At 63.0% G+C, this 14,087-nt stretch carries 18 protein-coding genes; 6 read left to right on the top strand and 12 right to left on the bottom strand.

Translation table 11 applies throughout. The features are described 5' to 3' along the window. The first annotated feature begins 2 nt into the window (after window positions 1-2). The 4 genes from AB7M33_RS10435 to trmB all read left to right on the top strand — a co-directional run bounded on the left by AB7M33_RS10435 (window position 3) and on the right by trmB (window position 2,258). Window positions 3-374, top strand: a complete 372-nt coding sequence (locus tag AB7M33_RS10435) for a DUF423 domain-containing protein (RefSeq protein ID WP_027592331.1) — start codon at window positions 3-5, stop codon at window positions 372-374. 102 nt (window positions 375-476) lie between these two features. Beyond that, on the top strand, window positions 477-677 hold the full coding sequence (gene thiS, locus AB7M33_RS10440) for a sulfur carrier protein ThiS (protein WP_033693942.1): 201 nt from the start codon (window positions 477-479) through the stop codon (window positions 675-677). Between the two features lie 54 nt (window positions 678-731). Next, window positions 732-1,526 (top strand): thiazole synthase, encoded by a 795-nt coding sequence (locus tag AB7M33_RS10445; protein WP_454242814.1) that lies wholly within the window; start codon window positions 732-734, stop codon window positions 1,524-1,526. 9 nt (window positions 1,527-1,535) lie between these two features. Further along, complete coding sequence (gene trmB / locus AB7M33_RS10450) at window positions 1,536-2,258, top strand: tRNA (guanosine(46)-N7)-methyltransferase TrmB (protein WP_027592334.1); 723 nt, start codon at window positions 1,536-1,538, stop codon at window positions 2,256-2,258. Window positions 2,259-2,546: 288 nt separating this feature from the next. Here trmB and AB7M33_RS10455 read toward each other — a convergent pair whose 3' ends face one another. From AB7M33_RS10455 to AB7M33_RS10495, 9 genes are all read right to left on the bottom strand, one after another. Further along, a complete protein-coding gene (locus AB7M33_RS10455) occupies window positions 2,547-2,873 on the bottom strand; it encodes a DUF3392 family protein (protein ID WP_027592335.1) in 327 nt (108 codons plus the stop codon). A gap of 9 nt (window positions 2,874-2,882) precedes the next feature. Continuing rightward, window positions 2,883-4,070 (bottom strand): radical SAM family heme chaperone HemW, encoded by a 1,188-nt coding sequence (hemW, locus tag AB7M33_RS10460; protein ID WP_099430692.1) that lies wholly within the window; start codon window positions 4,068-4,070, stop codon window positions 2,883-2,885. Further along, on the bottom strand, window positions 4,067-4,663 hold the full coding sequence (rdgB, locus tag AB7M33_RS10465) for an RdgB/HAM1 family non-canonical purine NTP pyrophosphatase (RefSeq protein WP_099430691.1): 597 nt from the start codon (window positions 4,661-4,663) through the stop codon (window positions 4,067-4,069). The genes hemW and rdgB overlap by 4 nt, the downstream gene beginning before the upstream one ends. After that, window positions 4,660-5,094 carry a DUF4426 domain-containing protein gene (locus AB7M33_RS10470; protein WP_274882729.1) on the bottom strand — a complete coding sequence of 145 codons (435 nt, stop codon included), beginning with the start codon at window positions 5,092-5,094 and terminating at the stop codon, window positions 4,660-4,662. The genes rdgB and AB7M33_RS10470 overlap by 4 nt, the downstream gene beginning before the upstream one ends. A gap of 22 nt (window positions 5,095-5,116) precedes the next feature. Then, window positions 5,117-5,737, bottom strand: a complete 621-nt coding sequence (metW, locus tag AB7M33_RS10475; RefSeq protein ID WP_008092977.1) for a methionine biosynthesis protein MetW — start codon at window positions 5,735-5,737, stop codon at window positions 5,117-5,119. Window positions 5,738-5,744: 7 nt separating this feature from the next. Beyond that, window positions 5,745-6,884 carry a homoserine O-succinyltransferase MetX gene (metX, locus tag AB7M33_RS10480; protein WP_099430689.1) on the bottom strand — a complete coding sequence of 380 codons (1,140 nt, stop codon included), beginning with the start codon at window positions 6,882-6,884 and terminating at the stop codon, window positions 5,745-5,747. A gap of 102 nt (window positions 6,885-6,986) precedes the next feature. Then, window positions 6,987-7,577, bottom strand: a complete 591-nt coding sequence (locus AB7M33_RS10485; RefSeq protein WP_027592340.1) for a YggT family protein — start codon at window positions 7,575-7,577, stop codon at window positions 6,987-6,989. A gap of 10 nt (window positions 7,578-7,587) precedes the next feature. Beyond that, window positions 7,588-8,406, bottom strand: a complete 819-nt coding sequence (gene proC, locus AB7M33_RS10490; RefSeq protein ID WP_454242815.1) for a pyrroline-5-carboxylate reductase — start codon at window positions 8,404-8,406, stop codon at window positions 7,588-7,590. Between the two features lie 38 nt (window positions 8,407-8,444). Further along, window positions 8,445-9,131, bottom strand: a complete 687-nt coding sequence (locus AB7M33_RS10495; RefSeq protein WP_238215592.1) for a YggS family pyridoxal phosphate-dependent enzyme — start codon at window positions 9,129-9,131, stop codon at window positions 8,445-8,447. 65 nt (window positions 9,132-9,196) lie between these two features. On the opposite strand from AB7M33_RS10495, the gene AB7M33_RS10500 reads away from it, so the two are divergent. Continuing rightward, window positions 9,197-10,186 (top strand): type IV pilus twitching motility protein PilT, encoded by a 990-nt coding sequence (locus tag AB7M33_RS10500; RefSeq protein ID WP_454242816.1) that lies wholly within the window; start codon window positions 9,197-9,199, stop codon window positions 10,184-10,186. A 112-nt stretch (window positions 10,187-10,298) separates the two neighbouring features. Here AB7M33_RS10500 and AB7M33_RS10505 read toward each other — a convergent pair whose 3' ends face one another. Next, complete coding sequence (locus AB7M33_RS10505) at window positions 10,299-10,925, bottom strand: C40 family peptidase (RefSeq protein ID WP_454242817.1); 627 nt, start codon at window positions 10,923-10,925, stop codon at window positions 10,299-10,301. Between the two features lie 167 nt (window positions 10,926-11,092). Here AB7M33_RS10505 and AB7M33_RS10510 point away from each other — a divergent pair, with 167 nt between their 5' ends. After that, complete coding sequence (locus tag AB7M33_RS10510; protein WP_085272247.1) at window positions 11,093-11,512, top strand: NINE protein; 420 nt, start codon at window positions 11,093-11,095, stop codon at window positions 11,510-11,512. A 111-nt stretch (window positions 11,513-11,623) separates the two neighbouring features. On the opposite strand, the gene AB7M33_RS10515 is transcribed toward AB7M33_RS10510, so the two are convergent. Beyond that, window positions 11,624-12,322 carry an SPOR domain-containing protein gene (locus AB7M33_RS10515; RefSeq protein ID WP_027592346.1) on the bottom strand — a complete coding sequence of 233 codons (699 nt, stop codon included), beginning with the start codon at window positions 12,320-12,322 and terminating at the stop codon, window positions 11,624-11,626. Window position 12,323: 1 nt separating this feature from the next. Beyond that, window positions 12,324-14,060 carry an arginine--tRNA ligase gene (argS, locus tag AB7M33_RS10520; protein ID WP_027592347.1) on the bottom strand — a complete coding sequence of 579 codons (1,737 nt, stop codon included), beginning with the start codon at window positions 14,058-14,060 and terminating at the stop codon, window positions 12,324-12,326. Between the last annotated feature and the right edge of the window lie 27 nt (window positions 14,061-14,087).

A 14,087-nucleotide genomic window follows, 5' to 3' on the forward strand; every position in this document is an offset into this window, starting at 1 on the left:
CCATGCTTCGCAGCTTCCTCATGCTTGCCGCCTTTTTCGGCTTTACCGGTGTGGCCCTGGGCGCTTTCGCCGCGCATGGGCTGAAAAACCGCCTGACGCCAGACTACCTGGCCATCTTCCACACCGGCGTGACCTACCAGCTGGTGCATGCCTTGGCGATTTTCGGTGTCGCCGTGCTGGCAGCGCATTTGCCGGGGCGCCTGGTGGGCTGGGCCGGCGGTCTGTTCGCGCTGGGTATCCTGCTGTTCTCCGGTAGCCTGTACCTGCTGACCCTGACAGGCGTGAGCAAGCTCGGCATCATCACGCCCTTTGGCGGCCTGTGCTTCCTCGCAGGGTGGCTGTGCCTGGGCCTGGCAGCCTGGCGGCTGGGCTGACCGAGTGGTCCACAATCGCGACTAATGGCGTGCACCGGCCTTGGGTAAACGGGGTGTTCGGCGCTAGAATGCGTGCCCCAAAGCACAATGGTGGCCGTGCGCATGCGCATTCAACTGAACGGTGAACCTTACGAACTGCCCGCTGGCGAAAGCGTCGCGGCCCTGCTGACGCGCCTGGACCTCACCGGGCGCCGGGTAGCAGTGGAACTCAACCTGGATATCGTGCCGCGTAGCCAGCACGACAGCACTGCGCTGAACGAAGGCGACCAGGTTGAAGTGGTCCACGCCATCGGCGGCGGCTGATAGCGGCTCGGCGGTTCACACGCAAGCCCAGTAACCTTTTCCCGAGGAACAACGATGAGCAACGTTCGTAGCGACAAGCCCTTTACCCTGGCCGGGCGCACTTTCCAGTCGCGCCTGCTGGTCGGCACCGGCAAATACCGTGACATGGAAGAAACCCGCCTGGCCATCGAGGCCTCGGGTGCCGAGATCGTCACCGTCGCTGTGCGCCGTACCAACATCGGTCAGAACCCGGGCGAGCCGAACCTGCTCGACGTGCTGCCGCCCGACCGTTACACCATCTTGCCGAACACTGCGGGCTGCTACGACGCTGTCGAAGCCGTGCGCACTTGCCGCCTGGCCCGTGAACTGCTGGATGGCCACAACCTAGTCAAGCTGGAAGTGCTGGCCGACCAGAAAACCTTGTTCCCCAACGTGATCGAAACCCTCAAGGCCGCCGAAGTGTTGGTCAAGGACGGTTTCGACGTGATGGTCTACACCAGCGACGACCCGATCATCGCCCGTCAGCTGGCCGAAGCGGGCTGTATTGCGGTCATGCCGCTGGCTGGCCTGATCGGTACCGGCCTGGGCATCTGCAACCCCTACAACCTGCAGATCATCCTCGAAGAATCCAAGGTGCCGGTGCTGGTCGATGCCGGCGTGGGTACTGCCTCCGACGCCACCATCGCCATGGAGATGGGCTGCGAGGCAGTGCTGATGAACTCGGCCATCGCCCATGCCCAGCACCCGGTGTTGATGGCTGAAGCCATGAAGCACGCCATCGTGGCCGGTCGCCTGGCCTACCTGGCCGGCCGCATGCCGAAGAAACTCTATGCCAGCGCCTCTTCGCCGCTGGATGGTCTGATCAAGTAAGAGCTCCTGATGACTGAATCGCAAGAAACGCCGATCACCGCCGAAGGCGAAGAGCGCCCACACCGCCGTATCAAGAGCTTCGTGATGCGCGCCGGGCGCATGACCGAAGGTCAGCAACGCGGCCTGGACCAGGGTGGCCCCCTGTTCATCCTGCCCCTGGCCGACAGCCCGGTGGACTACGACCAGGTGTTCGGCCGTTCGGCGCCGCGCACCCTGGAGATCGGTTTCGGCATGGGCCACTCCCTGCTGGAGATGGCCGCTGCCGCGCCTGAGCAGGATTTCATCGGTGTCGAAGTGCACCGTCCGGGCGTTGGCGCGCTGCTCAATGGCGTGCTGACCCAAGGGCTGAAGAACCTGCGGGTGTATGACTGCGATGCCATCGAAGTGCTCAATCGCTGCGTGGCCGATAACAGCCTCGACCGTTTGATGCTGTTCTTCCCAGACCCTTGGCACAAAGCGCGCCATCACAAGCGCCGCATCGTGCAGCTGGAATTCGCAGAGCTGGTACGCCGCAAGCTCAAGCCGGGTGGCGTGTTCCACATGGCGACCGACTGGGAACCGTATGCCGAGTACATGCTGGAAGTGATGAGCGCTGCGCCCGGTTACCGTAACCAGGCGGCGGATGGCGCGTATGTGCCACGTCCGCAAGAGCGGCCGATCACCAAGTTCGAGCGCCGTGGTGAGCGCTTGGGGCATGGGGTTTGGGATTTGAAGTTCGAGAAGGTGGATTGATTGGGCGCTTGAGCCTTTCGAGCTCAGCCTGCTGAAATGACAGACAAAAAAAAACCGCCTGAGAAGGGCGGTTTTTTTATTGAAGCGATCAGACTGAGGATCCTTCGCTTCGGGCTTTCACTGAAAGACCCCGTACTCATCCGGATCTTGTTTGTACTCAAGTCCGCAAGGGATTCTGTGGGAGCGGGTTTACCCGCGAAGAATGCGACGCGGTATATGGCACGGGCTTCGCCCGTGTTCGCGGGTAAACCCGCTCCCACAGGGAAAGTGAAATGCTGTAGTCGTGCCTTACCCCCGCCGATCAGCCACCACGCCGATCAACACCAGCACCACCAGCAGCACCGGTGCCAACGCATAATTATTGAACTGGCCCAGCCCCTTCACCACCCACGGCGTGGCATAGATCAGCGCTGCGCCGCTGCCGATCATCACCAGCAGGGCCATGAACGGCACGCGCAGGGCGCCGGCCAGGCTGCCCAGGCGTTGTTCCACCGTGGCTTTGATATCGGTGCCGAACAGCACCAGCAGGCAGCCTACCAAGGCCAGCGAAATCTCCGACAGGTTGCTGCGGCTCCAGCGGGAAGCCGTTGCAAGCAGATCAAGTACCAGGTCCATGGGTCATCCTTAGGTCAAGAAATACTGCAGCAGGTCATTGAGGAACAACTGGCCGCGCGGCGTGGCCACCAATCGATCCGGTTCGACCTGCAAAAGGCCCTTTTGTTCGGCCGCGCGACGGGCCTCGGCCAGTTGCGCCAGCGGCAGGCCGGTGCGCTGGGTGAACAGTTCGGCTTCGACGCCATCGGTCAGGCGCAAGGCGTTCATCAGGAACTCGAAGGGCAGCTCGTCCGCCGGCAGCCGCTTTTCGCCAGCCTTGAACGGTTTGGCCAGGTTCAGGTAGTCCTTGGGCAGGCGGGTTTTCCAGGTGCGCAGGATGCGCCCGTCGGCGAAGGTCAGCTTGCCGTGGGCGCCCGCGCCGATCCCGATGAAATCACCGAAGCGCCAGTAATTGAGGTTGTGCTTGGCAGCACGGCCTGGCTGGGCATAGGCCGACACTTCGTACTGGCGGTAGCCGTGCTCGGCCATCAGGCTTTGGCCGGCCTCCTGGATATCCCACAGGATGTCGTCTTCGGGCAGCTCGGGCGGCTGGTTCCAGAACACCGTGTTCGGCTCTACGGTCAGCTGGTACCACGACAAGTGGGTCGGCCCTAGGGCGATCGCCTGGCGCACGTCACCCAGCGCGTCGTCCAGCGACTGGTCGGGCAGGCCGTGCATCAAGTCCATGTTGAAGTTGTCGAACCCGGCGGCGCGCGCCATGTCGGCAGCACGGATCGCTTCGTCGCCGTTGTGGATGCGCCCGAGCGCCTCCAGCTTGGCGGGCTGGAAGCTCTGCACGCCGATGGACAAGCGATTGATGCCCGTCTGCCGGTACGCCTTGAACTTCTCTTGCTCAAACGTACCGGGGTTGGCCTCCAGGGTGATTTCGATGTCCGGCGCGAACGGGATGCGTTGTTCAACGCCACGCAGCAGCCGCCCAAGGGCGTTGGCACTGAACAAGCTCGGCGTACCGCCACCGAAGAAGATCGAGCTGATCGGGCGGCCTTGTACGGCTGCCAGTTCTTGATCGAGGTCGGTCAGCAGGGCGTCGACATAAGCCTCTTCAGGCAGCTCTGGGCCCGCCGCGTGGGAATTGAAGTCGCAATAAGGGCATTTGCGTACGCACCACGGGATGTGGATGTACAACGCCAAAGGCGGCAGCACGGCGAAACCAGCCGCACCCGCCGGGTGCGGTTGGATGGACAACGTTTCGATCATGCCAGGCCCAGGCGTTGACGCAGCAGGACCATGGCGCGGGCGCGGTGGCTGAGCTGGTTCTTGTCGACAGGGGCGAGGTCCGCACTCGAGCAATTGCGCTCTGGCACCCAGAACAGCGGGTCGTAGCCAAAGCCGTGCTCACCGCTGGCCTCAAACATGATGCGCCCGTGCCACAGGCCTTCGCACAGGATCGGCAGCGGGTCGTCGGCGTGACGTACCAGCGCCAGCACGCAGACGAACTGAGCGCCGCGCTCGGCCTCGGGCACGTCTTTCAAGGCGTCCAGCAGCTTGGCGTTGTTTGCCGCGTCACCCTTGCCATCGGCATAGCGAGCAGAATAGATACCCGGCGCGCCGCCGAGGTAGTCCACGGCCAGGCCCGAGTCATCGGCCAGTGCTGGCAGGCCAGAGATGCGCGCGGCATTGCGTGCCTTGAGAATGGCGTTCTCGACGAACGACAGGCCGGTTTCCTCTGGCTCGACCTGGCTGAATTCACCGATCGAGCGCAGCTGTACGGACGCGCCAAGCATGGCCTGGAGTTCCTTGAGTTTGCCGGCATTGTGGCTGGCCAATACGAGTTGCTGGAAATTCATCATTCGCCTGGGAACACTTCCTGGTTGAAGCTGAGAGAGTTACTGATGCCGCCGGTTTCGACATTGATGTCGAAGGTCACGGTTTCTGGCTGTTCGATCTTGAACTGGGCGATGTAGTAAATCGCGCCCGGTTCGGTGATCTGCTTGAAGGACAACGGGCTGCTGCGCCCGGTCAGGTCTTTCACCGTGCCGCTGACGACCGCCATGGCCGGCTTGTTGGCCTTGATCACGGCAATGTTGAGCACGCCCTGGTTCTTGCTGCGCACCAGGCCAGTGGCCGCGGCCACCTCCGGCGTCAGCATGCTTGAGGTGAACGCGCTGTAGTGTACCGTCACGTCGCCAAACACTTCCTTGCGCTCGGGACGGGCGGCATCGGCAGCCAGTACAGGCAGGGCCAGGCACAGGCTGATCAGGAACAGGGCTAGGCGACGCATGGTGCGATTCCTCCGGTGGGCGTCAGACCGCGAGCTGGTGCTCCTGCAGGCCAGGGCTGCTGACGCGATAGATGCCGATCTCACCTAGAAGATTAGGCCATAGCCGGCCGCCCCACCCATTACGGTGCAAGTGGTCGACGGCCAGGCGGTCGAGGACCTTGGCGTGGCGCTCGTGGCACAGCTCTTCAAAGTCAGCGAAGGTGCAGAAGTGGATGTTCGGCGTGTTGTACCAGGTATACGGCATGAAGTCCGAAACCGGCATGCGGCCTTTGGTCGCCAGGTACCAGCGGCAGCGCCAGTGGCCGAAGTTGGGGAAGGTGATGATGCACTGACGGCCCACGCGCAGCATCTCGTCGAGGATGCGGTCGGGGTACTCCACGGCCTGCAGGGCCTGGGTCATGATCACCACATCGAAACTGTTGCTGGCAAAGTTGCCCAGGCCCTTGTCCAGGTCCTGTTCGATGACGTTGACGCCCTTGGCCACGCACGCGGCGATATTGTCGGCGTCGATCTCCAGGCCGTAACCGGTGACCTGCTTGCGGTCACGCAGCGAGGCCAGCAGTTCGCCACTGCCGCAGCCCAGGTCGAGTACCCGGCTGCCGGCGGGAATCCAGTCGTGGATGATTTCCAGATCGGCTCTCATGCTGTCCTCAGATGGCGATGCGGTTCATGTAGTTCGAGAAACCCTGCATGTAGCGAGGTGTGGGGATCAGGAAGGCATCGTGCCCATAAGGTGAGTCGATCTCCAGGTAACACACGTTCTTGCGCGCGGCCATCAACGCATCGACGATCTCGCGTGAACGGGCAGGCGAGAAGCGCCAGTCGGTGGTGAACGACATGATGCAGTAGTCTGCCGTGACCGAGGCCAGGGTGGCGGCAAGGTCGCCACCGTGGGCTGCGGCCGGGTCGAAGTAGTCCAGGGCCTTGGTCATCAGCAGGTAGGTGTTGGCGTCGAAACGGCCGGAAAACTCCTCGCCCTGATAGCGCAGGTAGCTTTCGACCTGGAATTCGACGCTGTGGAAGTCGTAGTTGAGCTTGTCGCTCTTGAGCTCACGGCCGAATTTTTCACCCATCGAATCATCGGACAGGTAGGTGATATGGCCCACCATGCGCGCCAGCATCAGCCCGCGCTTGGGGATCACGCCCTGGTCCTGGAACGAACCGCCGTGGAACTCCGGGTCGGTGAGGATGGCCTGGCGCGCCACTTCGTTGAAGGCAATGTTCTGTGCCGAGAGCTTGGGCGCCGAGGCGATATCGACGCAGTGCCGCACGCGGTCGGGGTAGGTGATGGTCCATTGCAGCGCCTGCATGCCACCAAGGCTGCCGCCCACGATGGCCGCCCACTGGCCAATGCCCAGGCGGTCAGCCAGGCGTGCCTGGCTGTGCACCCAGTCTTCCACGGTCAGCACCGGGAAGTCGGCGCCATAGGGCTTGCCGGTAGCCGGGTTGAGGCTGCTCGGGCCAGTACTGCCATTGCAGCCGCCGAGGTTGTTCAGGCTGACCACGAAGAAACGGTTGGTGTCGATTGGCTTGCCGGGGCCGATGCAGCTGTCCCACCAGCCCGGCTTGCGGTCGGTGGCGGCATGGTAGCCGGCGGCATGGTGGTGGCCGGACAAGGCATGGCAGATCAGCACGGCATTGCTGGCGCTGGCGTTCAGGGTGCCATAGGTCTCGTAAACCAGCTCGTAGCTGGCCAGCGAGCGGCCACAGGCCAGGGCCAGCGGTTCTTCGAACCGGGCTGTTTGCGGTGTAACCAGACCGACGGAATCTTCGGGAAGGACAGTGGACATCGACCCTGCTCACGCTTGACGGAGGCGTAAGTCTAAAGAGCGCTACCCCCTGCGGCAAGCAAAGGCTTGCCGCAGGGGGCGTCGATGTTCAAGGGCGTTGGATCAGATCATCCGCCACAGTTCTTGAGGCATGCCGGCATAGGCAGCCAGCGGCGGCATGACGAACGACTGGATCACCTGGATCGCCAGGAAGGCGAAGATGGGCGAGATGTCCATGCCGCCCAGGTTAGGCACGAGGCGGCGGAACGGTGCCAGCACCGGTTCGCTGATCTGGTAGGCCAGCTCCGCCGCCGGGTTGTGGCTGTTGGGCGCGACCCAGGAGACGATCACCATGACGATCATCGCCACCCAGAAGATCTTCAGGAACAGCGAGGTGATGCCGATGATGGCCCACATCAGCAGGTGCAGCACATCACCGAAGGTGCCGTAGGTGACCATCAGCACGAAGCCCATCAGCAGCGCCTGGATGACCACTGCCAGCAGCAGCGATGAGGTGTCCAGGCCGCCAACGCTGGGGATGACGCGGCGGATCGGCTTGAGCAGCGGCTGGGTGGCGCGTACCGCGAACTGGCACAGTGGGTTGTAGAAGTTGGCCTTGACCAGTTGCAGCACGAAGCGCAGCAGGACGATCACCAAATACAGGCTGACCAGGGTTTGCACCACGAAGATCGCGGCGCCAGACAGTGCATTCATCTAAAGCTCCTTATTTGCCCAGTTGTTCGGCCAGCTCGGCGGAGCGCGTCGCTGCGGCCTGCAGCGCTTGCTCGACGATGGCTTCGAAGCCGCTAGCCTGGAACGACTTGATCGCAGCTTCGGTGGTGCCGGCTGGCGAGGTGACGCGGCGGCGCAGTTCGGCAGCGTCGACATCGCTGGCCACGGCCATGCGCGCCGCGCCCAGCGCGGTCTGCAGGGTCAGCTGGGAGGCGGTTTCGCGAGGCAGGCCGAGCTTTTCGCCTGCGGTGGTCATCGCTTCGATCAGCAGGAAGAAGTACGCCGGCCCGCTGCCGGAGACGGCGGTCACTGCGTCCAGTTGCTGCTCCTGGTCCAGCCACAGGGCAGTGCCCACGGCAGACAGCAGCTGTTCGGCCTGTTGCCGCTGTTCGGCGTTGACTTCCTGGGTGGCGTACAGGCCGCTGACGCCTTGGCGCAGCAGCGCTGGCGTGTTGGGCATGCAGCGCACCACCGGGCGTGGGCCTACCCAGCTCTGCAGGCTGGCGCAGGTGATACCGGCGGCGATGGAAACAATCAGCTGGCCTTCCTGCAGGTGGGCTTGCAGGGCTTGGCAAACGGCCTTCATCACCTGCGGCTTGACCGCCAGCACGATCACGTCGGCGCCAGCGATTGCCTGGGCATTGTCTTCGAAGGTTTCGATACCGTGCTCGGCCTGGATGCGGGTACGGGTCTCGGCGCCCGGGTCGCTGGCGCGGATCTGCGAAGCCTCCAGGCCCTGGGCACGCAGGCCGCCGATCAGGCTGGCGGCCATGTTGCCGGCGCCGATAAAGGCAATACGTGTCTTGCTCATGTCAGGTCCTTGTGGGAAAGAGTGAGTAAAGCATGGAATCAGACGGGCCCGTAGTCGCGGGCACCGAACAGGGCGGTGCCGATACGTACCCAGGTCGCTCCCTGGGCAATCGCCGCCTCCAGGTCGTGGCTCATGCCCATGGACAAGGTGTCCAGGCCAAGGCCCAGGCGCTGCTGCAAGGTGCGCAGGCTGGCAAAAGCGGCCTCTTGGGCGGCGCGGTCATCGCTGGGCTCCGGGATGGCCATCAACCCGCGCAGGCGCAGATTGGGCAGTTTCGCGACGGCCTCGGCCAGCGCTGGCAGGTCGGCCGGTGCGCAGCCGGACTTGCTGTCTTCGCCACTGACATTCACCTGCAGGCAGATGTTCAGCGGTGCCAGTGCAGCAGGGCGTTGCTCCGAGAGGCGTTGGGCGATCTTCAGGCGGTCCACGGAATGTACCCAGTCGAAATGCTCGGCAATGGCTTTGGTCTTGTTCGACTGAATGGGGCCGATGAAGTGCCAGATCAAGGGCAGGTCGCGCAACGCTTCCTGCTTGGTCAGGGCTTCCTGCAGGTAGTTTTCGCCGACATCGCGCACGCCAGCGGCGTAGATTTCACGGATGGCGCTGGCGGGCTTGGTCTTGCTCACAGCCAGCAACTGGATGCTGGCCGGGTCCCGCCCGGCGGCCTGGGCGGCGCTGGCGATGCGGGCGGCAAGGGCGGATAGGTTGTCTGCTATGGTGGACATAGATCGATGCCGGCGGCGAAAGGGTCTGCGGCATTCTACCTGCTTGATCGCCTTTGGGGAGTCTCATGGATGTGACCGACCTGTTGGCCCGTGCTGTGGATGCGCGGGCTTCGGACCTGCACCTGGCCGCGGGCCAGGTACCAATGCTGCGCCTGGATGGCGAGCTGCAACGCATGGACCTGCCGCCGCTGACGGCAGCGGCGCTGAGTGATGCCATGGCGCCCTTGCTGGGCGATGACGCTTGCCGGCAATGGGCGCAGGGGGATGAGTTGGACCTTGCGTTGGCGCTGCCAGCGTTAGGCCGTTTTCGCCTGAACCTGTTCCGCCAGTTGAATGGGGTTGCGGCGACCTTTCGCCTGATACCCAGACGCATTGCGACTTTGGACGAGCTCGACCTTGTGGAAGTGTTTCAAGCTGTTGCGCAGTGTTCCGATGGCCTGATTCTGGTGGGCGGGCCCACTGGCAGTGGCAAGTCCAGCACCTTGGCGGCGCTGCTCGATCAGCTCAACCACGAGCGGCCACTGCATATCATCACCCTGGAAGACCCTGTGGAAGTTATCCACAGCAGCCAACGGAGCCTTATCAACCAGCGCCAGATGGGCCGCGATTGCCGCGGGTTTGCCCAAGGGCTGCGCAGTGCGCTGCGTCAGGACCCGGATGTGATCATGATCGGCGAGTTGCGCGATCTGGAGACGATTCGCCTGGCATTGCGGGCGGCTGAAACGGGGCATCTGGTACTGGCAACCGTGCACACGCGCTCGGCTGCAGGCAGCATCGATCGGCTGGTGGAGGTGTTCGCCGCCGAGGAAAAGCCGCTGGTGCGGGCGATGCTGGCCGAGTCGCTGCGCCTGGTGGTGGCGCAAGTGCTGGTCAAGCGCGGGGGCGGCGGGCGGGTAGCGGCGCGGGAGGTGTTGGTGGCTAACACGGCAGTGCGTAACCTGATTCGCGAAGGGCGGATGGCGCAGCTGAGTTCGGTGATGCAGACGGGGGCGGCGGAGGGGATGCGGACGATGGAAGGGGCGATGCAAAGGCTGAAAGTAATGGGATGGGTGTAGGAGCAGCCTTGTGCTGCGAAGAGGCCGGTGACGTCAGCGACGATCCGCTGTGTTTTCACTGGCCTCTTCGCAGCACAAGGCTGCTCCTACCAGAGCCGTGGTCGAGGCTCGATCAGCGCTTGGCCAGGGCCAGCTGCTGCTGTTCTTTCGGCAACACCCGTTTGGCCACGACATAGTGCTTCTGCCAGTAAGGCTTGCTGAGGGTGTCGATGCTCACCCGCTTGCCGCGACGCGGGGCATGGATGAAGCGGTCGTTGCCCAGGTAGATGGCAACGTGGTTGACCCGTCGGCTTTTGATGTTGAAGAAGATCAGGTCGCCAGGCTTGAGGTCGCCCTTCGCCACCTTCACACCGTGGCCCTGGGCCATGGCATTGGAGGTGCGTGGCAGGTCGACATCGGCCACATCATTGAAGGCGTATTTCACCAGGCCGCTGCAGTCGAAGCCCTTTTTCGGGCTGCTGCCGCCCCAGACATAGGGCGTACCGAGCACATTCACCGCACGGCTGAGCACATCGCTGCTCTGCTTCGGCGACATGGAGGCAACCGGCAGCCCACGGCTGCTGGCCGCGTTGGTTGGGCGTGCGCGCAGCGTGGTGTGCTTGGCAGGCGCGTGTTTCACCGAGGCATTGGTGGTATAGCCGGTAAAACCATTGGGAAGACGTTGCTCACGATTGGTGGCGTGGGCGGCCAGGGGCAATAATAGACAGAGGGTCAGCCATGTCTTGAGTAAAGGCGGCATAGATGAAGCTCTTTATGAATAGTTATGTGTTAGGCGCGCAACTTTATAACAGCTTTTTGATCAATTTCTGATCCGTTGGTCGATTGGCAGGGTGCCATACGTCGGCCTGCGACGAGAAAGTCACATTTTTTCTTAGAAAATTTTCGGATAACCCACGAGGGCTATGAATGAACAGTTATCAACAGGGTGAGCCGCTTCACGACACCCACAGCAAGGTCATCGGCTACTTGTTGTGGATTTTCGGCTTCACCGGCTCGCACCGTTTCTACTACGGCAAGCCGATCACTGGGACGATCTGGTTCTTTACCCTGGGCCTGCTGGGCATCGGCTGGCTGATCGACCTGTTTCTGATCCCGGCGATGGACAAGGAGGCGGACTTACGCTTCCGGTCCGGTCGGATCGACTACAACATCGCCTGGATTCTGCTGACCTTCCTGGGCATTTTTGGCCTGCATCGCCTGTACCAGGGCAAGTGGATCACCGCGATCATCTACTTCTTCACGGGCGGCCTGTTCCTGGTCGGCGTGCTGTACGACTTCTGGACTTTGAACAGTCAGATTTCCGAAGCCAACAGCGATCGTCGCTGATTGCAGATCGTGTAGGAGCAGCCTTGTGCTGCGAAGAGGCCGGTACAAACACCTAACATCCTTGGTGTTTGCACCGGCCTCTTCGCAGCACAAGGCTGCGCCTACCGAGTTTTACTGGCGGGTCTGGCGCTGTTGCAGCAGCAGGTTGCTGAAGCCTGCGCCGGCAAGCTGTTTCTGCGCCCCGGTCAGTTGTTCGCGGTTGCTGAACGGGCCGACCAGTACGCGGTACCAGGTTTCATCCTTGACCGTCCCCGACTCCACCTTCACCGACTGGCCGAGCAGGATGATCTGCGCGCGGACCTTGTCGGCATCCGCCTGCTTGCGGAACGAGCCGGCCTGCAGGAAGAACTGCGTAGTGGCCGCAGGCTTGATCACCGGCGGTGCCGGTGGTGGCGTCTGGCCCAGCAAGGCGGCCTGGGCGCGTGCCGTGTCGATCTTCGCTGCTTCTGCCGGGGTGACCGGGGTCACTGGCTGGGCAGGCACCGGTGGCGTCTTCTCTGGCACGGCTTCCGGCGGCACGATGACCTCGGACTCCGGCAGCAGGGTGTAGAAGTCATACTTAGGCTTCACCGGCTGCTGCGGGGTGGCCGGGGTGGTCTTGCTGGCTTCGGCCACCTTTTCCGGTTTTTGTTGTTCAGGCTTGGTGCGCTTGATGTCCGCACCGCCTGGCTCAAGCTTCATCAAAAAGACGATGAAAGCGCCCACGGTCAACCCGACTGCCAGCCATACCCAACCCGGGATCGGCTGCTTGGCCGGCGCCTGTTGGCGGCTGGCGCCGCGTTTTGGAGCAGGTTTTTTCTTGGCAGCCAACTTACATGCGCTCCAGGGTTTCCAGGCCGAGCAGTTCCAGACCTTGCTTGAGGGTACGACCGGTCAGGGCAGCCAGGCGCAGGCGGCTCTGTTGCTGCTCCGGGGTTTCGGCGGCGAGGATCGGGCAGTTCTCGTAGAAGCTCGAGAACAGGCCAGCCAGGTCGTACAGGTAGCTGCACAGCACGTGCGGCGTACCCTTGTCGGCCACGCTGTTAAGCACTTCGCCGAATTGCGCCAGGCGCGCGGCGAGGTCCAGCTCCTTCTCGGCCTGCAGCACGATCTTGCCGTCGACCTCGTCGAAGCCCTTGCCCAGTTTGCGGAACACGCCCGCCACGCGGGTGTAGGCATACAGCAGGTACGGCGCTGTGTTGCCTTCGAAGTTGAGCATCAGCTCGAAGTTGAAGCTGTAGTCGCTGGTGCGGTGCTTGGACAGGTCGGCGTACTTCACTGCGCCGATCCCGACCACTTCACCGATGTGGCGCAGATCGTCTTCGGCCAGGCTCGGGTTCTTCTCCTTGACCAGGGCGTAGGCACGCTCCTTGGCCTCGGTGAGCAGGTCGATAAGCTTCACGGTGCCGCCGTCACGGGTCTTGAACGGGCGGCCGTCGGCGCCGTTCATGGTGCCGAAGCCCATGTGTTCCATTTGCATCGGGTGGCCGACGAAGCCTGCACGGCGCGCCACTTCGAACACCTGGTTGAAGTGCAGCGCCTGGCGCTGGTCGACGAAGTACAGGGCACGGTCGGCCTTGAGCACATTGCTGCGGTAGCGCACGGCGGCCAGGTCGGTGGTGGCGTAAAGGTAGCCACCGTCGGCCTTCTGCACGATCACCGGTAGGGGTTCGCCTTCGCTGTTCTTGAATTCTTCGAGGAACACGCACTGCGCGCCCTGGTCCTCGACCAGCAGGCCCTTGGCCTTGAGGTCGCTGACTACGTTGGCCAGGTCGTCGTTGTAGGCGCTTTCGCCCATGACGTCGGCCATGGTCAGCTTGACGTTGAGCAGCTCGTAGGTTTTCTGGCAGTGGGACAGGGAAATGTCCTTGAAACGCGTCCACAGGGCCAGGCACTCAGGGTCGCCGGCCTGCAGCTTGACCACCAGGCCGCGGGCGCGGGTGGCGAATTCTTCGGACTCGTCGAAGCGTTTCTTCGCGGCGCGGTAGAAGTTCTCCAGGTCCGACAGCTCGTCGCTGGTGATCGGGTTTTCCTGCAGGTAGGCCATCAACATGCCGAACTGGGTGCCCCAGTCGCCGACGTGGTTCTGGCGGATGACGTTGTCACCCAGGAATTCCAGCACGCGCGCCACGCTGTCACCGATGATGGTCGAGCGCAGGTGGCCAACGTGCATCTCTTTGGCCAGATTGGGGGCCGACAGGTCGATCACGACCTTTTCGCTCGGGCCGGCCTTGCGCACGCCCAGATTGTCATCGGCCAGTGCAGCGTCCAGGCGGTCGGCCAGAGCGCTGGTGTTCTGGAAGAAGTTGAGGAAACCTGGGCCGGCAATCTCGACTTTGCTGATGTCGTCGCTGGCGGGCAGCGCGTTGATCAGTTTTTCGGCCAGGTCGCGCGGCTTCATGCCGGCAGGCTTGGCCAGCATCATCGCGATGTTGCTGGCGAAGTCGCCGTGGGTCTTGTCCCGGGCGTTTTCCACCTGGATCGCCGGCGATAGCCCTTCAGGCAGCACACCGTCGGTGACGAGTTGGGTGAGGGCTTGCTGGATCAGCTGGCGAATGGTGTCTTTCATGGGGTTCTCTTTTCGACCGCAAGCGCG

The organism is Pseudomonas sp. Y3 TE3536, assembly GCF_053629175.1.